This is a genomic window from Leptospira yasudae (genome assembly GCF_003545925.1).
In the GTDB taxonomy this organism is placed as follows: domain Bacteria; phylum Spirochaetota; class Leptospiria; order Leptospirales; family Leptospiraceae; genus Leptospira; species Leptospira yasudae.
Window position 1 is genome coordinate 352991 of record NZ_QHCU01000005.1, and the last position, 24400, is coordinate 377390.

Sequence of the window (24400 nt, forward strand, 5' to 3'; positions counted from 1 at the left end):
CTGCTTTGATCTCGAGCAAAAAACAGGATTCTCTCCTCAGACAGAGTTCTGATGGAAACCTTTACCTGGAAGACAATCCGGGTTTGACGATCGTTTTCGAATCCCTCCTCACGGAAATCATACAACTTACTTCCGCTCAATTCGGTATTTTCAGTTTTCGTCAGGAAGACGGAAGCCTGAAATCCATTTTAGGAAATCCCCCGCCGAAAGCGATCGACGAGGCGAGTCTCGTCTCCGAATTCTGTTTTAAGACCGGTCAAGACATCAATCTGAAAAAAGGGGAAACTCCGAGCAAGCTGATCCCTCCCTTGCAACAGAACACCGTCTGCTGCGTGTTACACGTTGGCGAACTCGGACCCTCTTCCTTCGAAAATCAAAAGAAGATCTTCGGCACGATCTTTCTCGGAAGACTAAACGACGGAGGAGGAGAATTCAGAGAATCCGACTTCGAACATCTGCGCGCCACGACCAGAATCATCTCCGATCTTTTGGAGGAATCCTTCGTTTCGGGAGAATCCTCTCTCGTAGTTCTTTCTTTGATGACTACGTCTCGGGTCGCTCTTGAATCGGTGCAGATCCGAAAACAAACCGATCGTTTCGACTTTTTGTTAACCGAAATCATCCGCGTATCGGGATTAATCAATAAGTCCCTGGATCTTTCTCAGCTTTTGGAAGCGATCATGCTTTCTTCCAAGTCCGTGTTTCGAACCGAAGCGTGCAGCGTTCTTCTTCTAGACGATACGAAAGAATATCTCTACTTTCATACTGTCTTGGGAGAAAAGAAGGACGAGGTCACAAAGGTGCGCGTCCCCGTCGGCAAGGGCGTCGCGGGAATGGTCGTTCAAGACAAACAACCGATGATCATCAACGATGCGATGAACGATCCTCGTGTGTATCGGGAAGTGGACAAGGCCTCTCACTTCGTGACGAGAAACATCATGGCGGCTCCGCTTCTCGTGGAAGGTCAGGTGATCGGAGTCATCGAAGCGATCAACACGATCGATCGAACGTTTTTTACGGAGAATGACCTAGAACTCTTCCTGAGCTTTTCGGGAACGTCGGCGCTTGCGATCCAAAAGACCGGACTTCTCCAGAACTTGGAAGCGGCCAACAAGGATCTGAGAAAGAAAGTTTCCGAGCTGGAAAGTTTATTCGAACTTTCGCAAGTGGTTTCTTCGGCTAAGAATCAAGCAGATCTTATGAAACAATCCATCCCCGTGATTCACAGCGAGATGGACGCGAGTAAAACGGGAATTTTTCTCATCAACCGCAAGATGGGAATTCTCACTTCGATTTCTTACACGTCGGAAAAGACCGTGGAGATTTTCAGAACGACGGACTATCAGGGAAGTTTCATCCATCGTTCCATCGAAGAGGAAAAAACGACCGTCAAAGAAGACATTCAAAATTTTGCATTTACTCACGAACTCGATCTGGAATACCTCAAGGGATCCTATATCATTCTCCCCTTAACCCATCAGGGAAGAAGCGCGTTCGGAGCGATCACGGTTTCGGATCGGATCGACAAACTTTCGTACAACTATTCCCATCTGAGATTGTTACAGACCTTTGCGTCTTTGATCGCGAGAGGACATGAAACCCTCAAACTGCAAAACGAAATGATCTCTAGAAAGGCGATGCAGCGCTCCCTCGAACGGGAGATCGAGATCACTCGGGAAATCCAAAAGAACATTCTTCCCGAATCGAAAGCGTTTCGTTCCAACTTCGACTTAGGGGTGAGGTCCGTTCCTGCAAAGGAAGTCTCCGGAGACTTTTACGATTACTACCAATATCAGGACGGACAGTATTCCTTTTTGGTTTCGGACGTTTCGGGTAAGAGTTTGCCTGCGGCGATCTTTATGGCGATGAGTTCCTCCATCATCCGAACGCTCGCGAGAAACCACGATTTGGATCCGGAGGATATTCTGGGACAAGGGAACGCTCTCATCTACGAAGATTCACACAACGGAATGTTCGTAACGACCTTCTTCATCCATTACAATCCCGCTATATTCACTTTGGATTATGCGTCCGCCGGTCACAACGATCAGGTGTTGATCCGCAAAGACGGAACCTGGGAACTCATCAAAGGTTCCGGTCCGCCTTTGGGAGTGATTCCTTCCGCGAGTTACAAGGGGGGAAGTCTGATCGTGGAACCGGGAGACATGGTCATTCTTTATACGGACGGAGCGATCGAAGAGAAAAACGCGAACGACGAAGAATTCGGTTTGGAACGGATGATCCGCGAAATCATCGCGAGAAAACATCTTCCCTCGAATCAGATCATCGACGAACTTTTCGGCTTGGTCAGAGAATTTTCGGGAACGCCCGAACTCTTCGACGACTTTACCGTGATGATCCTGAAGTTCAACGACGACTATCAGTTCTCCCGAGTTTTCGAAGCGAACACTTCTTCGATTCCGTTGTTCCGGGAATTCGTCTACGAAACGATCAAAGTAAGAAACTTGGAAGAATCTCTGAGAGACGATATTCTTTTGGCGTGCGACGAAGCGGGTACGAATATCGTAATGCACGGTTACGAAAATACGGAACTGAAAAATCCAAAGTTCGAATGTAAAATACGCTTTACAGGGGACTGGATCACCATTGTATTAATTGATTCCGGGAAAGTCTTTCAGAGAAAGGAAGTTCAAGAACCTTCCATCGAGGACAATCTAAGCGGCAAACGAAAGGGTGGATTCGGAGTCTATCTGATCGAAAAGCTGATGGATTCAGTCGATTATTCCAGCGAAGGCGGGAAGAACGTTTTAGTTCTCAAGAAGAATTTTCAACACAAGGCTTCGAATGGAAATCACATCTGAAATTAAGAATCGCTCCAAAATCATCCACTTGATCGGAAACCTCGACGTTCACAACACACATAGAATCGAATCCGTTTTTATGGATCAGATCAAGACCGGAAATTCTCCCGTACTGGTTTTGGATCTTTCTTCCGTCGAATTCATTTCTTCCGCTGGACTTAGAATCATCGTAGCTGCTCTTCGAATCTGCAAGGAACGAGACGTGGAACTTCGTCTCGCGGGAATCAAACCCGCCGTAAAAAAAGTATTCGAAATCATCGATATGAATTCCATGTTCAGCATCTTTGAAACTCTAGAATCCGCCATAAAATAGTTTTCCGCTTCGGAACATATGCGAATTTAACTTTCCCGAGAATCCTTTCTTTAAAAACTGGATATATTTCATTCCATTTAAAGGTTCTCGCATGTCCGAAGCAAAATACTCACTGGAAAATCCATTCCAATCCACGTCCGAACCTGACGCTCCGAAACCCCGCGGTCTTTACGAAGAGGCCAACGAGTTAGGTAAAGAGCTCCTGAGCAAACCGCTCGCGGGAGGAGGGGTCGACCGGATCCTCGTTCAACATTCGAAAGATCGAATGACCGTTTGGGAACGAATCAAAGTTCTTACGGAACAAGAACCGAATATTCTCTATCAAAACTGGGGCAAAAGTCTCGACGGAGCTTCTCTCGTTACCGGAATTTTAAACATCAACGGAAGAGACGTTGCGATCTACGGTCACGACTTCACGCTCCGCGCGGGTTCCATGGATGCGACCAACGGAAGCAAACTCGCGAGACTCATCTACATGGCGGGAGAACACGGAATTCCTCTGATCGGAATGAACGACTCCGCGGGAGCTTACGTTCCGGCGGGAGTGGGCGGACTCGACGGATACAGCGAGGCGTTTACCGCTCTGAGAAAAATCAGCGGCGTCGTTCCGAGTTTGATGCTCATGTTCGGATTCAACGCGGGGGGCGGTGCGTATCTCCCTCGTCAGGGATCGTTCATGATTCAATGCGAGAACACATTCTTCGGTTTAACAGGACCGGGCGTCGTTAAGTCCGTCTTAGGAGAAGATATCTCCGCAGACGACTTAGGCGGACCTAAGGTTCACGGACAAAGCGGGGTTGTCGATCTCATAACCGGAGACGAATTGGGATCTCTTAGAACCGCGCTTCGACTTCTTTCGTATCTTCCCGATAACAATCATTCCTTCGCTCCGTTCCATCCGACCTCGGACCCTACGGATCGATTCATCTACGAAGAAGAGATTCTTTTTAAAAAGACGTTCAACTCTCCGACGGGGATGAATACTCCGTTCGATATCACGTTGTATCTGCAGAACATCTGCGATCACGGTCAGTATTTCGAAATCCAGCCTCAGAGATCCAGAAACCTCGTAACCGCTTTCGGAAGAATCGGAGGACACGTGGTCGCGTTCGTCGCGAACAACTCGGCGGTTTCCTCCGGTCAGATCGACATCAACGCCGCGAGAAAGGGAACGCGCTTTATCCGTTTCTGTAATCTCTACAACATCCCGATCGTGTTCCTCGAAGACACGACCGGATTCTTACCCGGAAAAGAACAGGAACAAAACGGGATCGTTCTCGAGGGAAGAAAACTCCTCGATTCGATCATCGACATCCGCACACCTCGTTTAACATTGATTATTCGAAATGCGTTCGGCGGCGCTTACGCATGTTTCAACTCCTATCACGTGGGAGCTGACATGGTGTTTGCGCTTCCTACGGCGAGAATCGCCGTGATGGGACCGGCCGGAAAAGACTACGTCTACAAGGACGAGGTTTCCGCGATCCACAGAGAATATCAGGAAAACGTAAAGAAGGGAATGTCCGAAAAAGAAGCGATCGTAGTCCGCGACAAAAAACTTCAGCTTCTTTCCACACAATACGAACGCGAACTGATGAATCCGAAGGAAGCCCTTTCTCTCGGTTCCGTTTCCAGAATCGTTCTTCCCGGAACGACCAGAAGCATTCTCTTCCAGAACCTGGATTATTTAATCCGACATTACAAACCGGCTCCGTTGTCCGGACCTCAAAGGGAGTTTGAGTAATCGACATGATCGACTTTCACAACAATCGCATTCAATTTCACCAATCCAATTCCGCTTGGATCCGTTCCTTCTCCTTGGAATCGATCAAATGTCTGATCGTATGCCGGGGACCGGTCCGAAAAGAAGCAATGGAAATTTTCGACTCGATCGGAATTCGGGAATACGGAATTTTACTTTCCGAAAAGGATTCGGTCGTTTATCCGATGGCGCTCGCTCCGGAGCTCAGAGGATTCCGTTTTCCGAACAATATCCACAGGGTTCCCGATTACATGGGAGCCGGTAAGGAAGAAAAAGTTCAGAGAATCGAACAGATCATCTCCATCGCCAAAGACAATAAATATACTCATATCTTCGCCGGTTACGGTTTTATGGCGGAGGATTCCGAGTTCATTTCCGCCATCGAAAAAAGCGGAATCGTTTTTATGGGACCGGCTTCCTACGTCGCGGACCAGGCCGGTTCTAAAGACGCGGCAAAGAGAATCGCGAGACAACTCAACGTCTCCGTCACTCCGGGTGTGGACAACATTTCTTCCCTCGCGTTACTTGCGAAAGCACCCGATGCAAAGGCTCTCGAAAAATTCGCAAAAGAGAAGGGAATCGATTTTACGTTCGATTCTTCTCTTCCCTTGGAAGTGAACGCGGAGAACTTGCTAGAATTAGGATATTCTAAAATTGTAGAACTCGTAACGATCGCCGATCTTCAGGCGGAAGCGGAAAAGGAAACGAAAAAAATCTGGGAGAAATATCCTAAGAATCGAATTCGTTTTAAATACATCGGCGGGGGCGGCGGTAAAGGACAACGGGTCGTTTCCAAAATCGAAGAAGTGAAAGGCGCGGTTCAAGAAATTCTTTCCGAGTCGAAAGTGACCGCTCCGGGAACGAACAAAAACTTCCTCATCGAATTAAACATCGAAAACACAAGACACAACGAGATCCAGCTTATCGGAAACGGAGAATGGTGTCTCGCACTCGGTGGGCGGGATTGTTCGGTGCAGATGCACGAACAAAAGCTTCTCGAAATCTCTCTTACGCAGGAATTGTTAGAAAGAGAAATCTCGGCTTGTTCGGCAACTCAACCGAAAAAAGCGGAAGTTCTCAAAGGAGATTTGAAAGTTCTTCGCGAAATGGAAGAACAATCCGAACGGTTCGGAGCCGCCGTAAAACTCAACAGCGTTTCGACTTTCGAATCCATCGTGGAAGGAACCAATCACTTCTTTATGGAAGTGAACACTCGGATTCAGGTGGAACACAGAGTCACCGAGATGGTGTATTCTTTGAAGTTCAAAAATCCGGAAAACGCCAACGAGTTTTTCGTTGTGGACAGTTTGATCGAAGCGATGGCGCTGCTTTCCCTTCACGGAAAACGTCTTCAGAAACCGGAAAGAATTCTCCGTTATCCTTCGGGCTCCGAAGTTCGTATCAACGCGACCAACAAAGCGATCCAACCTCATGCTGGCGGGGTCATTATGAACTGGTCCAAACCTTTATCCGATGAAATTCGCGACGACCAAGGAATCAGCATCCGCAACCCGGATACGAATTTATTCGTACATTATAAAGTTGCCGGAGCTTACGATTCCAACATTGCGCTTTTGATCACTCACGGAGAAAACCGTAAGGACAATTTAATCCGACTGGGAAACATCCTGAGAAAAACGGAACTCAGAGGTTTCGATCTGTCCACGAATCTTTTGGTCCATTACGGTTTAATCAACTGGATTCTCGGAAAAGACGCGATGTTCAAACCTTCCACAGCGTTTATGATTTCCTACCTTGCGGGAGTGGGAGCGGTGGAAAAAATCGTGAAGGACGTGGATCTTGAAATCGCTTGGAAAAAGATGATTTCAGAAGCGTCTTCTCCCGAAGTCAAAAAGGTTCTCAGTAGAAAGCTTACTTTGATTACAAGGCCGATCGGAGAAATCCTCAAAGACGCGCATCTCGTAGCCGGATTCCTAGGTTATCATTTAAACCGATCCTGGAAAATTTCAGGTTCAAAAGTGGAATGGCTCCGTAACCCGATTCACATTCTTGCGGACCTTTATCACTATTTGAATATGGAAGCGGATCCAAACCTTCCTCCTTCGGAGCAGATTTGGGATCACGATAACGAAATTCTCCAAAAGGCTCTTTCTTTCTATCAGGAGCTTTCCAAGAGAAGCGGAATCGCCGCGGACTCCATCGAATTGGTTGCAACTTTGAATACAGGCAAATCCATTTCCGGCGTGGATGCGGGAACTCTTCCTTCCGTTCTGCATTCGCATAACGGCTTTCAAGCGGGACTCGAACTTCTAAAACTTCTTCCAAACATAGGACTGAATTCAGGTTTTTACAATCTGGAAGTGGATGAAAAATTGGAAGCGATCATTCCGGATGAATTCAAAAAGGCGGAAACGAGAGACGCATTCATCAAGTTTCTTGCTCCGGCACCGAAAGCGAGTTCCGATGAAATCGTGGCTCCGATGGGAGGAATGTTCTATTCCAAAGAAGCTCCGGATCTTCCTCCGATGGTCAAAGTGGGGGATCATTTCAAAGCGGGACAACCTCTGTTCATCGTCGAAGTCATGAAGATGTTCAACAAGATCTCGGCTCCTTTCAGCGGAACCGTGAAAGAGATTTTGTTAAACGACAGCGACGGAAAGATCATTTCCAAAGGTCAGACGATTTTCAAAATCGTTCCGGATGAAGTCATTCATATCGAGACCGAAGCGGAAATCGCGGATCGAAAAAAGAAAACTACGCTCAGTTTGGTTTAAAAATTCTTTCTCGCGGATCGCAGAAAACGAAGGCGAACTCGAATCGGGTTCGCCTTTTTTATGTTGGAGAGCGAAGGGATCGAAACGGTATAACACGATGAGCGCACTTGCACGTTAGGTGCGCCGATCGATTTTGTGTTGCCTTTTCATGCGAGCAGTCAAAAATTCTGAACTTCCTTTACTATCTTCGATAAAGGAAGAATCGTATCTACTGCACCTTTCAAGATCGCTTCCTTCGGCATTCCGAAAACGACACAGCTTGCTTCGTCCTGTGCAATCGTAGCGGCGCCGGTTTGTTTGATCTTTAAAAGTCCGTTCGCACCGTCGTTTCCCATTCCGGTCATAATGATTCCTTTCGCATTCTTACCCGCGACCTTTGCCACGGAGTTGAATAGGATATCCACCGAAGGCCGATGACGATTGACGAGAGGTCCGTCCAAAATACGGATATGAAACTGCGCGCCGCTTAGATAAACCTCCATGTGTTTGTTTCCGGGGGCGATGTATGCGGAACCGAGCTGTATTCGATCTCCGTCCTTCGCTTCCTTGACTTGAATCTTGCTGATTTGATTCAGACGATTCGCAAAGGCTTCGGTGAATTTTTCAGGCATGTGTTGAACGATCACGATTCCGGGACAATGAACGTCCAATCGCGTAAGAATGTATTCAAGCGCCTGCGTTCCTCCGGTTGAAGTCCCGATCGCAATCAACTTATCCGTCGTACTGATCTTGGAAAAATCCGCTTTGGTCTGTTTGTGAGTTTCAAAAAATTTGGAATCCCCGTTTTGAGAAGCATGAAGTTTGATTCGCGAGCCGGAAGCGTGTGCGGCTTTCACGGAATCGGTGAAAAGAATTTCGGATTCTTCCAGAAAATTTTTTAATCCGACCTTCGGTTTTTCGATGATGTCGATGGCTCCGAGTTTCATTGCCAGAACGGCGGTTTCTGATTCTTTTTCCGCCAAGGAAGAACAGATAATCACGGGGGTCGGCTTTTCGGACATAACCTTTTTCAAAAAGGAAATCCCGTCCATGCGAGGCATTTCAACGTCGAGGATAAAAACGTCCGGCCAAACTGCGGAGAGTTTTTCAGCCGCAAAAATCGGATCGGAGGCCGAGCCTATAATTTCGATTTCGGAATCTTTACTCAAAATTTGAGCGAGAACCTGACGAACAACCGCGGAATCGTCTATGATAAAAACCTGAATCACGGCGACTCCGGCCTTTCCACATAAATCTCACCGTCCCAAAGAGTAAAATAAATTCGCCGATGGGAAAATCCCCCCAGATCTTCGGAGGTGATCGGGAGGTGATTCGCATTTAATAAATCCTTAATGGAGTGTATGTTCTTCATTCCTATATCTCGGACCGATTTGATCTCCAGAAGTTTCTCCTCGTCGCTGGAAAACATCGAAGCGCCTCCGAAAAGTTTGATTTGGTATTGCCCGTTTCGTCCTCCGGTTTGTTCGATCTTTTCGAAAAACAACCGGATCGCGTCGTCCGCATATTTCGCGTTTAAAGTATTATCCGTATCCGATACGGGACGAGAAGGGAGCATAACGTGCGCCATTCCCCCGTACAAAAGCGACGGATTCCAAAAACAAATTGAAACGCAAGACCCGAGCAGGGTTCGAATCCGAATATTTCTTCTCCCCCAAAAAAAGCCTCCGGGTTGTAAAAACAAATCCCGAACTATATCCGGTTCCGTCATGCTTTCTCTGCCAACGCCTCCGCAGATTGGTTTTCTTCCAGAGAAGTCAATTCTTCCAGATTTAGAATTTTATCCGTGTTGAGGATGATGATAAATCCGTTCTCCTGACGGGCCATCCCCAATATGAAATCCACTTTGATCTTGGAACCGAACGTAGGGGCGGGCTCTATATCGTTTCCCGAAATCGAAACGACTTCGTTTACGGATTCGACAAGGATTCCTAAATCCGTTTTCTCCTTTCTATCTCCGTCTAGTCCCGAATGAAGTTCGACTATAATCACGCAGGTTTTCCGATCAGGTTCGATCTTACTCTTAAAGAATTTATGCTTTAAATCGACGACAGGAACCACATTGCCTCGCAGATTGATCACGCCCGGTATGAACTCGGGCATCAGCGGAACCGTAGTCAAACCGGAATATTCGATAATTTCCTTGATATGCAATATTCCGATTCCATAATATTCATCGCCAAGACAAAACGTCAGAAACTGATTTTCTTCCATGGAGTTCATTCGTCTTCCTCTTCAATATTTTTCGAACTTATCCGCAAGAGTGGATACTCGCGTAGCGTCCGCTTTCGGTTTCGCAGTTTCCCGTTTTAAACTTGCCGAAGAACTCTTTAAGATTCCTCCTCCGTTGGTCATTCGTTTTCCGTCCGTTTCCAATATCTTAAAGAACAAGACGGACTCTCTCAGCTGTTCCGCTTGTGCGTTCATCTCCTCTGAAATGGCGGCCAATTCTTCCGAAGCGGATGCATTCTGCTGCGATACTTGATCCAATTGTCCCATCGCCTTGTTGATTTCGGAAACGCCCGAGGCTTGTTCGTCGCTAGCGGCGGTAATCTCTTGGACGAGATCCGCCGTTTTACGAATCGACGGAACAATTTGAGATATGAGTTCTCCGGCCCGTTCCGCAATCGCAACGCTACTTCCTGCTAAACTGCTGATTTCGTTCGCGGATTTTTGACTTCTTTCCGCCAATTTACGAACTTCGGAAGCTACAACCGCGAATCCTTTTCCGTGATCTCCGGCTCTAGCGGCTTCGATCGCTGCGTTTAACGCGAGTAAGTTGGTTTGATAGGCGATATCCTCGATGATACTGATCTTTTCCGCGATCTGTTTCATCGCTTTTACGGTTTCAATCACCGATGCCCCGCCTTCTTCCGCGTCTTTCGAAGACTTGGAAGAGATCTGTTCCGTTTGACGAGAATTCTGCGCGTTTTGATCGATGGACGCGGTCATCTCCTCCAAGGAAGAAGTCGTTTCTTCTACACTCGCGGCCTGTTCCGAAGCGCCCTGACTCAAAGAATTGGCGGTGGAAGAAACTTCGCTCGCGGAAGTCACGAGACTCGAAGAACGAACGATGATGTCGCCGATGATTTCGTTCAGTTTATCCATCGTTGTGTTGGAGTATTCCTTCAACTTTCCGAAAGTTCCGTGATATTCGTTCGTGATTTTTTCGGTTAAATTTCCGGCGGAAATTCGTTCCAATGCGTCCACAACCTCGTTCAAACCTCGATTGCTTACTTCCAAAAGCTGATTGAGCGATTGACTCAAATTCAAAAAGAATCCGCTTTTCGTTTCCAAGGAAATTCGGGTGCTGAAATTCCCCTTAGCCGCGGCATTTACGATCTCTTCCACTTCCTCTTGTACTGCGAGTTGGTTCGTAACATCCGCCCATTCCACTACGGAGCCGAGTCGTTTACCGCTCGCGTCCAAAATCGGATTCGCGATCAAATCAAAAGTTCTTACGCCGATCTTGATGGTGGCCTTATGAACCGTGGTGAAACTATTCAGCAAACCTCTTTGATGCGTCGGATTTTTATGGAATTGATCGATGCTCGATCCGATCAACGCTTTGAGATCGAAGTGGGCGAATTGTTTTTTGATATCCGCTTCCCCGAACTGAAACATCTGTATGACCGCCTTGTTCATATAACGGATATTGAATTCGTTGTCGGCGATCATCACGTTCGTGGAAGTGTTGTCCAAGGCGACTTTGACCCGAACCAACTCTTCGTTTTCGATGCTCCTTTGTTCGGCGATTTTGTTTTGTTCGGTAACGTCGCTCCATTCGACTACGGATCCTAAGCGGTTCCCTTTTTCGTCGATGATGGGATTTGCGATCAGGTCAAAAGCTCTTCCTCCGATATTGATCGAAGAACGGAACGTATCCGTAAATTTTTCGAGAATTCCCCTTTGATGAGCCGGATTCTTATGAAAACCGTCGATATTCATTCCTATCAACTTGGAAGGATCGAAGTTGCCGAATTGCTTTTTGATATCCGCTTCCGCCGTCTGAAACATGGCGCGGATCGACTTGTTCATATAAACGATGTTCAAACTTTTATCGGCCATCATGATATTCGTAGTTACGTTATCTAGGGCGGTCCGCATCCTTAAAAACTCGCGTTCCAAATTTAGGATCATTCGTTGACTGCTGCGGTTGAACCACCAAAGCAGGGCGACCAGAAGGATTGAAATTACGGTATATTCAACAATCGTAATCCAGAAAGAATTCTCCGTTGCAGCTGGAATCGCCGATGTGGTTTCGCTGTATTTTAGAAAGTGACTCAAAATTTCCGATTTCACTTCCCGAAACGAGGAAAGATCCTCTGAAAAATCTGCGCTCAAAAACGAAGGAAGATCTTTTTTTAAATCCTTCGAAGCTGAAATTTTATTCTTTACTTGTTCCGTTGCATTGGAGAGGGAATGGATCTTTTTTTCCAGACGTTGAAGCGAAACGTCTCCTTTGGAATACGTTTCGGAAAGAAGAGAATGCAATGCGTCCAAATTCTTTCGGATTTCATCCAAATCGGAAAGAAGACGTTCCTTTTCCTTTCCTATCGAGATATCTAGGGAGAATTTACCGAACGATTCCTCCGCTTTCAGTAAAACCTCCGCGGAACGCTTCGCCGATTCTAAGTTTTTTGCAGACTCGGAGTGGAAACCGCTTTCAGGAATCGCATTTCGAAAATTCTGTACGGATAAAAAAACGAATCCGTTCAGTGTGATAGCCAATCCGATCCAAATTCCCAAATTTTTTCGAAACATAAAATTTCTCCATATTCAAAATACTTAAAATGAATCCAAATAAATCAAACCGCCCGCGTCGCAAGCTCCCGGTTTTTATTCTGTTCCTGATCCCGAATCGTGTTGTATAAGCCCGGAACGTCCAATATAAACGCGATTTCTCCGCTTCCCAAAATGGAAGTGCCGCTAAATACTTTAATATTCTTGAATATTTCGGCCATAGGTCGTATCACCGATTGAACTTCTCCGTGAAGTCCGTTGACTACGATACCGAAAGATTTATCTTCATATTCTAAAACCAATATATTCTCTTTTTCTGATTCCTCTCTTTCCAAAGAAAGAAATCCGGAAAGATTCAAAACCGGAAGAAGTTCTCCCCTAAGATTCATTGTTCCCGAGGATGAGCCGTTTAAAACGACTTTGGACTCGACCGTTTCACGAACCATTTGCATCGGAACGATGAAGTAGGTTCCCGAAGCCTTGATTAAAAATCCGTCTATGATCGCGAGAGTCAGAGGAAGTCGGATTAAAAAAGAGCTTCCGCCGTCTTTTACGCTTTGAATCTGAACGGTTCCGCGCAAAGATTCGATGTTCCTAAGAACCACGTCCATACCTACGCCTCTTCCGGAGAGATTGGTTACTTGTTCTGCCGTCGAAAAACCGGGTTGAAAGATTAAAGAATATATTTCCGACTCGGATAGGATTTGATCCTTTGCGATCAATCCTTTGGAAATCGCCTTTTCCAAAATCCGTTCGCTATCAAGTCCTTTTCCGTCATCGCTGATCTCAATCAAGATGCTTCCGGTCCCGTGGCTGGCCTGAATTCTAAGCTTACCGATTTCGGGCTTGCCTTTTCGAATCCGCTCTTCGGAAGTTTCAAGTCCGTGATCAAGCGCGTTTCTAAGAATATGAACGATCGGATCTGCGATCTTCTCTATAACGGATCGATCCAGTTCGGTCTCACCTCCGAAAATCTCCAGTTCGACTCGCTTATTCAATTCTTTCGAAAGATCGCGCACGACACGTTTGTATTTCTCGAATAAATCCGCGATCGGAACCATACGCAGACTCAATGCGAACTCGCGGATTTCACTTACGAGTCGATATAAGGATTCGGAGCCTTCGATTAACTGTACATCTCCCGTATCGACGACCTTTCTACTGAGATTCGCCTCTTGAGTGATCAATTCACCGACAAGACTTATCAGGGTGTCTATCTTAGCAGAATCGACCCGCAGAGTCTTCGTTTGCATCTTTAAGGCTTCCGATTCTTTTCCATTCTCTGAAGTGGAAGTTGCTGTTTCGTTCGATACGGACTTATGATCGGGAGAAGAGGGCTTTTTCGTATTTCCTGCGGATTGAATCAAGGTTTCGATCTCTTCCGCGCTTAAAACCTTCTGAATCTCAAGCGCGTTCAGATACACGTTCTTTCCGAAAGGAAAATCATTGCAATTTTCCTCGAATCGATCCAGCCCACATCCGGGAGGTAGGATTTTTATATAACCGCCTTCCCTTAAAAATTGAAGTGTCGATTCGATCTCTTCGCCTTGGGAAGAGGTTTCGTATGAGATTTCGAAACCTAGATATAAATGTTCCGGATTAAAATCCTTCCAGTCGGGAATCGACTCCGGATAAACGAAGACGTGTTTGATCTTACCGGATTGAGATAGATATTTTATGAAAGTATAAGGATCCATCCCGGATTCGAATAGATGAAGATTCGGTATTAGCGTAATTTGCCAATATTGGGAACTCGATCCGATCGTTTGTTTTTCAACGGCGGGATCGGAAGAAGTTGCTGTGCTTGAATGAGTGGATTGGATTCCGCTTTCAACAGTATCCGAAAGAAACTTTTTTGCGAGTAGCATAAGTTCGACTTGTCTTCGGGACATCTTCGAATCTAAAACCAAAGTGTCTCCCACGGACTCGACAAGACTTCTGATGTGATCACACGCCAAAAATAAGAATTCGATTCTTTCCTTGGTAAGAATTTGTTTTCCGGAACGAATCCGGTCCAAAATCGTTTCCACCTCGTGGGTGAATTTTTCGATCGGTTCGTATCCGAACATTCCGGAAGTTCCCTTAATCGTGTGAATTGCTCGGAATACGGAATGAATCTCTTCGCTGTTTTTCGAATCCTTTTCTAATATTAGAAGACTCGATTCCATCGAAGAAAGCAGTTCCTCCGATTCCGATATGAACGTATCCCTTACTTCGGAAAGATCCATACTCAGTCTTTACTCGTACCGTAACGGAACGAAAACTCCTTGAGTTCATCTTTGGAAAGTCTGATCTTATCTCTCAAAAAACCGGTAAGACCGTAGAGATCGATCAGACGCAAAACGCTATGACTGTGATTCACCAAACGCACGTTAGTTTCATTCCTTTTGGCTTCCTTTTTCAAAACCAAAAGGACCTGTAGGCAGGCCGTATCCATCTTCGTTACCTTACTCAGATCGATTTCCAAAAAAGAGTACAAACCCTTTCGAATAACGTCGAGTTTGTCCTTCAACTCGGAGGCTTCATAGATAGTAAGTTCTCCTTCCAGATTCAACCTGAATCCTACCGCGATCGACCCCTCGAATTCCTCTTCAGCCCGGTTTGTAAATAATGAAAACGGCATATATTTTTAAGGGAGAAGCTTATGAATGGTTTGCACCAATTCTTCCGGTGAAAACGGTTTCGTAAGCCAGGCGCGTGCACCCGCAGCAAGCCCTTGGCTTTTGACGTCTTCCTGCGATTCCGTAGTCAGCATTATAATGGGGGTAAATTTATTCTTCGGATCTTTCTTGATTTCTTTTACGAAAGTGATTCCGTCCATGTTCGGCATGTTCATATCGCTTACGATCAAATCGACTTTATCGTTTTGTAATTTATTCAAACCGTCCTGTCCGTCCACCGCTTCCAGGATATCGAAATCGGAGCCGCTCAGATGAAGATTGAGTATCTTCCTGAAAACCGCCGAGTCGTCCACGATAAGAATGCGTTTCATTTGTTTCTCCTTAATTAAACCAACGGTAAAAAGATTTCGGCAAGAACGCATAAACTCACTTCTTCCGAAGTATGGTCGTTCGCATTGTGAATAAAAAATAAGCCGTGATGTTTGCGGACTATATGATCCACGGCGGTAAGTCCGAGACCGAGTCCGAATTTTTCGAGGTGACCCACGCTTTCTACGGGTGGATAAATTCGAAAAAACGGCTGAATAACTAGCTGCTCGAATTTTTCCGGAATTCCTCCGTAAGGTTTTGCATCCACGCGATTCTTGAAAGTAATACAAAAATAGCTTTGATTGATGTTCGTAAAGATTTCGATAGGGGAGTTCGCCGAGGAATATTTATACGCGTTGAGAAACAATTCCTCCATCGCCAAGTGGAGCAAAGGAAGATTTACATTTACCTTATATTCTCTTTTAAATACCGGTAGATTGACGGAATTTCTTTTCGCGAGAAGGAAGGCGCTGAGTGGTTCCGGAATTTCCGCAATCTTATCGATGACGTCCTTCGTTGAAATCGTCTGCGACACGAAATTATCATCGATCAAGTTTAGAAGTTTTTCCAAACCGGAAAGCATATTTTTCGTTATCTGGTTGTTGGCGAAAAGCAAATCCAAAATCTCTTTGTCTACCTTGTAATATCCGCCTTCGGCGATCTTTACCGAATCAATCATATCCAATAGGCTGGTCATCGCTCCAATTCCGCTTCCTTGAGAAAGTGAAGTTTTAAGACTATAAATTGAGTTTTTTTCAAACGATTCGCCGTCCGATTTTCGAATTGTTTCTTTATAAGTGAGCCATTCGAGTTGACTCCGAAGTTTTTGTCCTTCAATTTCCGCGAGGTTCTCTTCCATGTTCTTTAAGTAACAGTAGTTCAACGCTTTTTGAAGGACTTTGAGAAAGATTTCAGGATAGATAGGCTTGATAATATAATCGAATACTCCCAACTTCATGATCTCTATGATCTTCTCGTTGCTGTCGTTCGCGGTTTGCACCAATACGACTGCGTTGGGATTTACTTCCTTAAGTTTTAAGAGAAAAGAACCTCCATCCATGACAGGCATCATCAAGTCCAAAATAAAAAGCGAATATTTTCGATCTTGAATCATCTGTAAGGCATCCGCTCCATTGGACGCGACATGGTGTTTAACGCCGAGTTCGTCGCAGAGACTTTCCAAAAGAATGCTATTTTCTTTTTTATCTTCTACGATCAAAATCGGATCGTTCGGAATCCTATGAAGAATATTCTTCTTTTTCAGTTCGATCTCCAAGATATATCTCCTTCTGAATTTCAATCAAAATCGATTTCAACTTGTCTAGGGAAAACGGGTTCTGAATCGTATAGTCCGGAAAAAAAGGAAGAAGATCTTCCTGAAACGGAAGAGGGATATCCGCGGTTTCAAGAAGAACGAGATGTTTGAACTTGGATTCTCCGAGTAAAAGATTTCTCAATGATCGAACTACTTCCGTTTCCTCCAGTAGAAGACGTGTATCATATATCAAGATTCTATGGGAATCGAGGCTTTTTTGTGTAATTTTGGAAAAATCTTTCACCGTTCTGAGCGAAATAAATTCTTGATCGTTATGTATGAAATATCTTTCGATTGCGCGAGCATAGATTCTGTCCTGTATGGAGAGAATCACGCTCAGACCCTTGAGTTCATCCGGATACGCAGCTTCGGCGGAGGAGGTAACTTCTTCGGAATACAATCCGTTTTGTTCGATCCCGCTCGAAAACGCGGAGCGCAATCCGGGGGAGAAAGGCAGACATACGGTAAACTTACTTCCGCTTCCAAGTTCGCTTTCGACTTCGATCGAACCGTGATGTGCGTCCACGATCCGTTTTACGATCGGCAGACCGAGTCCGCTTCCTTCCGCAGTGTGATTCTCGCTTTGAACCTGATAGAATGTTTCAAAAATTCTCGAAATATCGTCCGGGGGAATTCCGATGCCGGAATCCTGAACGGAAATCTCGTATCCTTTTTCCGTTTTGATTAAACGAACTAAGACTTCTCCACCCGCATCGGTAAACTTGATCGCGTTTCCGAGAAGATTCAACACTACTTGTCGAACCCGTTTCGGATCGGCCTTGATTTCAAAATCCGCATCCTCGGGTAACCACTGGAATCTCATTCCGATCTTTTTGGTGATCGCCTGGCCGAGAATCATTTCGACGGATGTGGAGGTCAGTTCTTTGAGATCGAAATCGGATTCGTTCAACACAAACTTTCCGGCCTCGATTCGAGAAACGTCCAGAATATCGTTGATGATATTGAGAAGGTGAACTCCGGAATGAAAGATCAGGTCCTTGTATTTATTCTCCCGTTCCATCTCCTCCGGGAGCTGCATCAACCTGGAAAAGCCGATGATGGAATTCAGAGGCGTTCTCAGTTCGTGGCTCATGTTCGCGAGAAATTCGGATTTCGCCTTGTTCGCCTTTTCGGCCATTTCTTTTTGCCGGTTCAACTCTTCGGTCCTTTGTTCCACAAGAACCTCCAAGGACTCCCGATGAACTTTCAATTCCTCTAATACGTTTTTCCGCTCCAAAAAGACGCTGATCAGATCCACAAAGGTTCTAATCGTGAATATCTCCTCCTTCAGCGTCTTTGTCGTTTTAAAATTCTCGAAACCGGCAAAACCGAACCATTCGTTGGAAACGAACAGCGGTATCAAAGTTACGGAACGTGTTTCCCTTTCGTCGAAAAAAAGTTTTTCATTCTGCGGAAACTCGGCAACATTCCCTTGTAAATATCCGCCCGAGGAAAACACTTTTTTCCAACGCATATAATCGTTGTTATAGGATATGATTTTGATCATCGGAAATTTGGATGCGTCGAGAGAAGGATCGACTACCTCGAGATACAGTTCTGCGGAATCCGCATTCTCCGAATTCTTAAACAGATACAATCTCTCCGAATCGACAAAGACCAAGAATTGTTCCATCGCGTATTTTAGAATTTTCAATTCCACCGAAGTGGACAAAAGAATCTGCGTGGCCGAAGTGATCCCCATTTCCAAACGAAGACGTCTTGTGGCGGATTCTCCCTTTCGTACTTTTTCCGTAATGTCCCTTTGAATCGATATGAAGTATAAAATTTTTCCTGACGAATCGCGAATCGCGGAGATGCGCCATTCCACGTTGTATGGACTCCCGTCTTTTTTATAATTGACCGCTTCTCCGGAAAAATCCCTTCCTTGGGAAAGAGATCGTTTTAGATCGATCATCATTTTGCGGTTCGTAAGCGGCCCCTGGAGAATCCGGGGCGTTTGCCCGATTAGATCCTCAGGCTGATAGCCGGTCATTCGGTAAAAAGCGGGGTTTGCGAATATGATCTTCGGACCGGGAGGTTCCAGCTCGGCGTCCGTAACCAATAGGGAATCCGAAATCTGATTCACCAGAATTTCATAAAGTTCCTGCGAATGCTTGAAGCTTGTCAGGTCTCGTTCCACGGCCCGACAAAATCCTCAAATTTTATAAAAAGATCAATGATTTTATTCTACGAAAGGTCGAATTGCATATTCAAATAATACAAAATTCTAAAATGCAAAAAGTGGAATAAAGGTGAGATTCGATTTCCTGCGATTTTGAAAGAAAATCGATGAAATTTTAGAAAAAAGAAATTTCCTAATTTCTTCATTCCTTAAGGAATGAATTTAAGTATACGCGCATTTCTATGTCGCTTTCGACACGATTTCGGATCAGCTGAGAAGGTTTCCGGGAAGTTTAAAATTCATCGAATCCTCTCTCGAACCGGGAAACAATTCCACTTCCGCGTTCGGATAAAACGCCTTCAATTTGGAAATGATTTCATCCACGAGAACCTGAGGAGTGGAAGCGCCGGCGGTTAATCCTAAAATTCTAATTTTATTATTTTGAATATACTCTTTGGAAAGATCGTCCGCTCCCGTCACTTTGAAGGAATGCGGTTTCGATTTTTGAGCGAGCTGCAAAAGACGAAGGGAATTGGAACTGTTGTCCGCACCGATTACGAGCATCGCGTCGATCGCATCCATCATCAAAGAAACGGCTTCCTGTCTTTCCGTAGTCGCATAACAAATATCGTCTTTCGCGGGATGCTCGACGAAAGGAAACGTGTTTGCGATTTGATCCACGACATTCTTCGTGTCCGCGACGGAAAGTGTGGTCTGCATCAGATAAGTGAGGGGTTTATCTGGATCGATTTTTTCCTTAAGAGCGATTACGTCTTCGGCGGATTCTACGAGAAACATCTCCGCTTCTCCCATCGTTCCGATCGCTTCGTCGTGTCCCTCGTGTCCGATGTAGATGATTTGGTGCGTATCTTTGATCTTACGGGCTTTTCTATGAACGCGTGTAACCAGAGGACAGGTAGCGTCTCCGATTTTCATTCCTCTTTTTTTAGCGGCATCAACGACGGAAGGAGCCACTCCGTGGGCCGAAAAAACGACCGTCGCTCCGTCAGGGGCTTCGTCTAGGTCGTTGATAAAACGGATTCCTCTTTTTTTCATGTCTTCCACAACTCGGCGGTTGTGGACGATTTCTTTACGGACGTAAATCTGTTCCGCGGAATTCGCCTGAACCTGTTCCACATACGTAATAGCATACTTCACACCGGCGCAAAATCCTCTCGGATTGGCTAAATAGATCTTTTCTAACATGAAAACTCCGTCCGAGTACCATTTTTCGAAACGGATTCCGGTAAAGAATCAAAAAAACTCCTTTGAGGGTTCGTTTTTATGCCGCAAAAAAAAATCACCGACGCAGTCTCCGCTTTCTGAACTCAGCGAAACGCTCCCTATGGATCGCGTTAACTCAGCGAAACGCTCCCTATGGATCGCGTTTCAGGGGACATAGCGGAATCCGAAAGGAAGAGATTTTTTATCATGGAATCGCGAAAAAAAGTGCATTATCGGATTTTACGGACGCGTCGATGGATTCTTTGAAAAGGTCAAGGAAGACCTTTGAAAAATCATTACCCCCTTTTTAAGGGAATCGGATTCAAGGAGGAACCGAATGATTATCAACCATAACGTCAGTGCCATTTTCGCGCACAGAACATTGAAGTTCAATAGCGAAAACATGGGAAAGGACATCGAGAAGTTGTCCTCCGGAATGAGAATCAACCGCGCAGGCGATGATGCTTCCGGTCTTGCAGTGTCCGAAAAAATGAGAACTCAGATTCTGGGTCTCAGAAGAGCGGAAATGAACACTGAAGATGGTATGTCTCTGATACAGACTACTGAAGGATATCTCCAGGAAACTCATGAAATTGTTCAGAGAATCCGGGTTCTCGCTGTTCAGGCTGCCAACGGTATCTATACCGAGGAAGACAGACAACAGATCCAAGTGGAAGTTTCCCAGTTGGTCGATGAGATCGACCGAATCGCTTCTCAAGCTGAATTCAACAAAATGAAACTCCTTACCGGAGCTTTCGCGAGATTGAATCCAACTGCGAGTATGTGGTTTCACATGGGTGCAAACATGCACCAAAGAGAAAGAGTTTACATTGAAACGATGAATACGGCGGCATTGGGTCTCAGAAACCCGACCGTTTTAACGTTTATCTCTCTTTCTACTGCCGGCAAGGCGAACTCGGTAATCGGATTGGCTGACGATGCGCTCCGTTCCATCTCTAAACAGAGAGCGGATTTGGGTGCGTATTATAACCGTCTGGAACACGCTGCGAAAGGTCTCATGAACGCTTATGAGAACATCCAAGCGGCTGAATCCAGAATCCGCGATACCGATATGGCCGAGCAAATGACCAGCTTTACGCGTTACCAGATCCTGACTCAGGCTGCGACCGCGATGCTGGCTCAGGCCAATATGAAACCGCAAACGGTTCTCCAGTTACTGAAGTAACCGTTTCTTCCGGCTGAAAGACTTTAATTTCAGCCGGAAGAGTTAAGCAAAAGCCGGAAACGACGATATCTAAAATGGATTTATAATTCCCGTTATAAATCGCCGTACGACTCTGAAGCCCGAGTATTCTTTGAAAGAATCTTCGGGCTTTTTTTTCTTCCAATTCCGCTTTGACTTTCGTCCAATGGACAAGATGTTTCGTTGGAAAAAGGGGAGTGGACTGATTTTGATCGGCGCGATCGCGCTGAATTTAATCTGTGCGTCTTTTATGGGCGTTACCGGAACTTGTCCGATGGTTTCCTCGTCTTCCGCGCAAGATTCCTCCGCCGCTCCTTGTCATGGTGAGAATGGCGATTCGGAAGAGAAATCCTCTTCCGATTGTTGTTCCTCCGAAGTTACCAGTTCGAGCGCGCAACCCGAGTTTCGATTTGAACTTCAGAATTTGTGGAAGTTCCAGATTCTTTCGGTTCTTTTTATCCTTCCTCTTGATTTCGTATTAGCAGCTCCAAAAACGACCGTATTTGAAAAACTCGATCGCGGTTCGAGCAGCCCGTATTCCGACTTTCAAAATCCTCTTTCTCTACTTCAAGTTTTTCTCATCTAAACCGAACCCGACTTTCTTCTTTCGATTTTAAGGAGGAACCATGGGTTCTCGATTACTTTATACAATTTTCATATACTTATTTACCGTTTCAGCCGTCTTTGCGGAAGAAAAGAGCGTGGAAGAAATTCTGACTTTGATCGCGGAAGAACATCCCGAAGCGAAATCGCTCGGACATCTTACGCATTCGCACAAATCTCATACCGATGCTTCCGGAATTTTACCCGATCCGAAAATCGGGATTGCCTATCGTAACTATCCTACCCGCAACGGATACGCGTTAAACGACCGCCCCTTGGATACGCCTACGATGACCGGGGTGGAGTTTTCCGTTTCACAGGAGCTTCCGTTTCCGGGTAAACTAGGAAGCGAGCAAAGAATTTCCAAGTTTATGGAGAAGGAGGCGGGTTATACGTATCTTTCCGGAATCAACCGTCTTTTAAGCGATCTTCTTTCCAAACTCAATCGATATCAACGATCCAAGAATAAGATGGAGTTGAACCGCAGAGTTCTCGAATTGCTTTCGGCTCAAAAAAACGTGGTTCAAGGGTATTATTCCTCCGGAAGCGTTTCCTTGGCGGACGCGTTCAAGCCTACGATCGCAAAAACGGAGGCGTTGGAAAGGGAAACGGAATATTCCACAAATATAAAAGACTTAAACTCTCAACTGGAATACTTCCTGATCGAGGATAAACTTTCCAAAAACGATCTCTCATCCTTGGATGTGGATTCCTACTTTAGAGAAAACGAATCCAGAATCTTAGCCATCCATTCCTCCATCGAATCTTTGAGCGGGGAAAATCCCGATTACAAGGCGTTTGTCACCGAAGAGAAACGTTTTAAGGAAACCGCAAAATTAGAAAAGCTAACACGTCTTCCTCAAACAGAAGTTTTCTTTTCTTACATGAATCGAAGATCGAAAACTTTCGTTTTAGACCGCGGACCGCTCGATTACAAACTACAGGATTCGACGGAATACCGAGGGGACCTTTTCAGTTTCGGGGTTACGATGAAGATTCCTTTTTGGTCCGCGTTCAAATGGGAAAGCATCACGGGCCAGTATGAAAAACAAGCGGAAGCGGGAAAAGAATCCGCCGTAAAAGCGAGAAAGCAGATCGCTTCCGAACTCAAGAGAAATTTGGAACTCATCTACGGTTTGCAAAAACAAATCGATGTCCTCCAAAACCAGCTCATCCCCGAATTGGAGAAAACGGTGCGGGCCAATACGCATCTCTACATTCCGGGAAAAACGAAATTGCAGGATGTCTTGACCGCGCAGGTGGAAGTGGTCAACGCAAAGATCCGCCGGGAAGATCTATTGGAAAGAAAAAACGAATCGATCCTCAACATTCTCCGTTTGTTGAGTAGGCTCCAACCTGAAAAAGAAATCGGTCCGCATTCGAATCATTCGGGAGAAACATTATGAAATCATTTTACACCAAAGCGATCGTTTGGATCGTTCTTTCGGTCGTTTTAACGGCCTGTGCTTCCAAAAAGGAAGTCTATTATTGTCCGATGCATCCGACTTACACGTCGGATCGTCCCGGAACATGCCCGATTTGTAATATGGATTTGGTTAAAAAAGGGCACGATGATCACGAAAACCATTCCGGCAGTTCTACCCCGAACGGCGATTTAACGTCGGACAAAAATCCGATGACGGCTAACGATGATTCCGCAGCGAACGGGGAATCTATGGATTCTTCGTCTGCTCAAAATCAAAACGCAACGAACGAAGACCACTCTTCTCACATGGGTTCTACGGATAAGAATATCTCGTCGGGAGCGAACCCAAGTTCGAGTCCGCAAGAACTAAAACTTTCCTTGGAAAAACAACAATCGATCGGAATCAAAACAGAATCGGTACAGAGAAGGGATTTAACGAAATCGATTCAAGCGTATTCCACCGTCGCGTACGATCCCGATTTATATACGGCCTTGACCGAATATAAAGAACTGCTTCGTTCCCGTGAGTTGCTACCCGATTCTTCCTTTGGCGACCAAAACCCGCAGATCCGTTTGAGACAACTCGGTTTATCCCCCGAGCAAATTCGGCTTTGGACCTCGGGAAAACGCGATCCTTCCGAATTGATTCTGGGCGGAAAAGCGGGAAGGGCGCATATCTATTCTCAGATCTACGAATCCGATTTATCGGCGGTCCATGTCGGTTTAAAAATTACCTTCCAAACGAAGGTTTTTCCGAACAAAACCTTTCCGGGAAAAATTGCAAGCATCGATACGATTCTCGATAAGAACAATCGAACCCTTCGTTTACGAAGCGAAGTGAACGACCGCGAACAAATTCTGAAACCGCAGATGTTCGGAGATCTGGAAATCGTTCTTCCTCTCAAAAAGATTCTGAGCATTCCTTCCTCCGCGATTTTGGATGCGGGAATCCACAAGATGGTTTATGTCCAAACCGGTCCGGATCGATTCATGGGAGTTCTCGTCAAGACAGGAATCAGCGCGGGGCCTTGGGTGGAGATCAAAGAAGGCTTAGAGGAAGGACAGAGGGTGGTCGTGGAATCCGCCTTTTTGATCGATTCCGAAGCAAGGATCCGTTTCGGGTCCTCCTCCCACAAACACTGAG

17 protein-coding genes and 2 pseudogenes are annotated in these 24400 nt (G+C 45.6%); 8 read left to right on the plus strand and 11 right to left on the minus strand.

The features are described 5' to 3' along the window. Positions 1-5: 5 nt before the first annotated feature. From DLM76_RS15850 to DLM76_RS15865, 4 genes are all read left to right on the plus strand, one after another. Positions 6-2822 carry a SpoIIE family protein phosphatase gene (locus DLM76_RS15850; protein ID WP_118965788.1) on the plus strand — a complete coding sequence of 939 codons (2817 nt, stop codon included), beginning with the start codon at positions 6-8 and terminating at the stop codon, positions 2820-2822. Beyond that, complete coding sequence (locus tag DLM76_RS15855; protein ID WP_118956585.1) at positions 2806-3135, plus strand: STAS domain-containing protein; 330 nt, start codon at positions 2806-2808, stop codon at positions 3133-3135. The genes DLM76_RS15850 and DLM76_RS15855 overlap by 17 nt, the downstream gene beginning before the upstream one ends. Positions 3136-3226: 91 nt before the next feature. Next, positions 3227-4879 carry an acyl-CoA carboxylase subunit beta gene (locus tag DLM76_RS15860; protein ID WP_118956584.1) on the plus strand — a complete coding sequence of 551 codons (1653 nt, stop codon included), beginning with the start codon at positions 3227-3229 and terminating at the stop codon, positions 4877-4879. A 5-nt stretch (positions 4880-4884) separates the two neighbouring features. Further along, on the plus strand, positions 4885-7632 hold the full coding sequence (locus DLM76_RS15865; protein ID WP_118965789.1) for an ATP-binding protein: 2748 nt from the start codon (positions 4885-4887) through the stop codon (positions 7630-7632). 158 nt (positions 7633-7790) lie between these two features. On the opposite strand, the gene DLM76_RS15870 is transcribed toward DLM76_RS15865, so the two are convergent. From DLM76_RS15870 to ispH, 11 genes and pseudogenes are all read right to left on the minus strand, one after another. Continuing rightward, positions 7791-8840: a protein-glutamate methylesterase/protein-glutamine glutaminase gene (locus DLM76_RS15870; protein ID WP_118956582.1), complete on the minus strand. Its 1050-nt coding sequence runs from the start codon at positions 8838-8840 to the stop codon at positions 7791-7793. After that, positions 8837-9340, minus strand: coding sequence for a chemotaxis protein CheD (locus tag DLM76_RS15875; RefSeq protein WP_118956581.1), 504 nt, complete (start codon positions 9338-9340; stop codon positions 8837-8839). Before DLM76_RS15875 ends, DLM76_RS15870 begins: the two co-directional genes overlap by 4 nt. Then, positions 9337-9852 (minus strand): chemotaxis protein CheW, encoded by a 516-nt coding sequence (locus tag DLM76_RS15880; RefSeq protein WP_118965790.1) that lies wholly within the window; start codon positions 9850-9852, stop codon positions 9337-9339. Before DLM76_RS15880 ends, DLM76_RS15875 begins: the two co-directional genes overlap by 4 nt. A gap of 12 nt (positions 9853-9864) precedes the next feature. Next, complete coding sequence (locus DLM76_RS15885) at positions 9865-12393, minus strand: methyl-accepting chemotaxis protein (RefSeq protein ID WP_118965791.1); 2529 nt, start codon at positions 12391-12393, stop codon at positions 9865-9867. Positions 12394-12437: 44 nt separating this feature from the next. Then, complete coding sequence (locus tag DLM76_RS15890) at positions 12438-14600, minus strand: chemotaxis protein CheA (RefSeq protein ID WP_118965792.1); 2163 nt, start codon at positions 14598-14600, stop codon at positions 12438-12440. Positions 14601-14602: 2 nt separating this feature from the next. Beyond that, positions 14603-14995: an STAS domain-containing protein gene (locus tag DLM76_RS15895; protein ID WP_118965793.1), complete on the minus strand. Its 393-nt coding sequence runs from the start codon at positions 14993-14995 to the stop codon at positions 14603-14605. Between the two features lie 6 nt (positions 14996-15001). Further along, positions 15002-15364, minus strand: a complete 363-nt coding sequence (locus tag DLM76_RS15900; RefSeq protein WP_118956576.1) for a response regulator — start codon at positions 15362-15364, stop codon at positions 15002-15004. 14 nt (positions 15365-15378) lie between these two features. Then, positions 15379-16638, minus strand: a complete 1260-nt coding sequence (locus tag DLM76_RS15905; RefSeq protein WP_118965794.1) for a hybrid sensor histidine kinase/response regulator — start codon at positions 16636-16638, stop codon at positions 15379-15381. Further along, positions 16601-17047, minus strand: a pseudogene (locus tag DLM76_RS22175) (PAS domain-containing sensor histidine kinase); the annotation flags it as partial. The pseudogene DLM76_RS22175 and the gene DLM76_RS15905, both read right to left, overlap by 38 nt. Before the next feature lie 80 nt (positions 17048-17127). Beyond that, positions 17128-18817, minus strand: a pseudogene (locus DLM76_RS15910) (PAS domain-containing sensor histidine kinase); the annotation flags it as partial. 249 nt (positions 18818-19066) lie between these two features. Then, a complete protein-coding gene (gene ispH / locus DLM76_RS15915; protein ID WP_118956573.1) occupies positions 19067-20005 on the minus strand; it encodes a 4-hydroxy-3-methylbut-2-enyl diphosphate reductase in 939 nt (312 codons plus the stop codon). Between the two features lie 355 nt (positions 20006-20360). Here ispH and DLM76_RS15925 point away from each other — a divergent pair, with 355 nt between their 5' ends. The 4 genes from DLM76_RS15925 (at position 20361) to DLM76_RS15940 (ending at position 24399) form a co-directional block, all read left to right on the plus strand. Continuing rightward, positions 20361-21209, plus strand: a complete 849-nt coding sequence (locus DLM76_RS15925; RefSeq protein WP_118956865.1) for a flagellin N-terminal helical domain-containing protein — start codon at positions 20361-20363, stop codon at positions 21207-21209. Positions 21210-21435: 226 nt separating this feature from the next. After that, positions 21436-21813, plus strand: a complete 378-nt coding sequence (locus tag DLM76_RS15930) for a hypothetical protein (RefSeq protein ID WP_241548264.1) — start codon at positions 21436-21438, stop codon at positions 21811-21813. Positions 21814-21853: 40 nt separating this feature from the next. After that, positions 21854-23236, plus strand: coding sequence for a TolC family protein (locus DLM76_RS15935; RefSeq protein ID WP_118965797.1), 1383 nt, complete (start codon positions 21854-21856; stop codon positions 23234-23236). Continuing rightward, positions 23233-24399, plus strand: a complete 1167-nt coding sequence (locus DLM76_RS15940; protein WP_118965798.1) for a heavy metal-binding domain-containing protein — start codon at positions 23233-23235, stop codon at positions 24397-24399. The genes DLM76_RS15935 and DLM76_RS15940 overlap by 4 nt, the downstream gene beginning before the upstream one ends. Position 24400: the final 1 nt, after the last annotated feature.

Excerpts from the sequence above, each read along its gene's own strand:
- DLM76_RS15940 (WP_118965798.1), top strand. The coding sequence starts at position 23,233 with ATGAAATCATTTTACACCAAAGCGATCGTTTGGATCGTTCTTTCGGTC.
- DLM76_RS15855 (WP_118956585.1), top strand. The coding sequence starts at position 2,806 with ATGGAAATCACATCTGAAATTAAGAATCGCTCCAAAATCATCCACTTG.
- DLM76_RS15935 (WP_118965797.1), top strand. The coding sequence starts at position 21,854 with ATGGGTTCTCGATTACTTTATACAATTTTCATATACTTATTTACCGTT.
- DLM76_RS15890 (WP_118965792.1), bottom strand. The coding sequence starts at position 14,600 with ATGGATCTTTCCGAAGTAAGGGATACGTTCATATCGGAATCGGAGGAA.
- DLM76_RS15865 (WP_118965789.1), top strand. The coding sequence starts at position 4,885 with ATGATCGACTTTCACAACAATCGCATTCAATTTCACCAATCCAATTCC.
- DLM76_RS15860 (WP_118956584.1), top strand. The coding sequence starts at position 3,227 with ATGTCCGAAGCAAAATACTCACTGGAAAATCCATTCCAATCCACGTCC.
- DLM76_RS15880 (WP_118965790.1), bottom strand. The coding sequence starts at position 9,852 with ATGAACTCCATGGAAGAAAATCAGTTTCTGACGTTTTGTCTTGGCGAT.
- ispH (WP_118956573.1), bottom strand. The coding sequence starts at position 20,005 with ATGTTAGAAAAGATCTATTTAGCCAATCCGAGAGGATTTTGCGCCGGT.
- DLM76_RS15875 (WP_118956581.1), bottom strand. The coding sequence starts at position 9,340 with ATGACGGAACCGGATATAGTTCGGGATTTGTTTTTACAACCCGGAGGC.
- DLM76_RS15900 (WP_118956576.1), bottom strand. The coding sequence starts at position 15,364 with ATGAAACGCATTCTTATCGTGGACGACTCGGCGGTTTTCAGGAAGATA.
- DLM76_RS15925 (WP_118956865.1), top strand. The coding sequence starts at position 20,361 with ATGATTATCAACCATAACGTCAGTGCCATTTTCGCGCACAGAACATTG.
- DLM76_RS15895 (WP_118965793.1), bottom strand. The coding sequence starts at position 14,995 with ATGCCGTTTTCATTATTTACAAACCGGGCTGAAGAGGAATTCGAGGGG.
- DLM76_RS15885 (WP_118965791.1), bottom strand. The coding sequence starts at position 12,393 with ATGTTTCGAAAAAATTTGGGAATTTGGATCGGATTGGCTATCACACTG.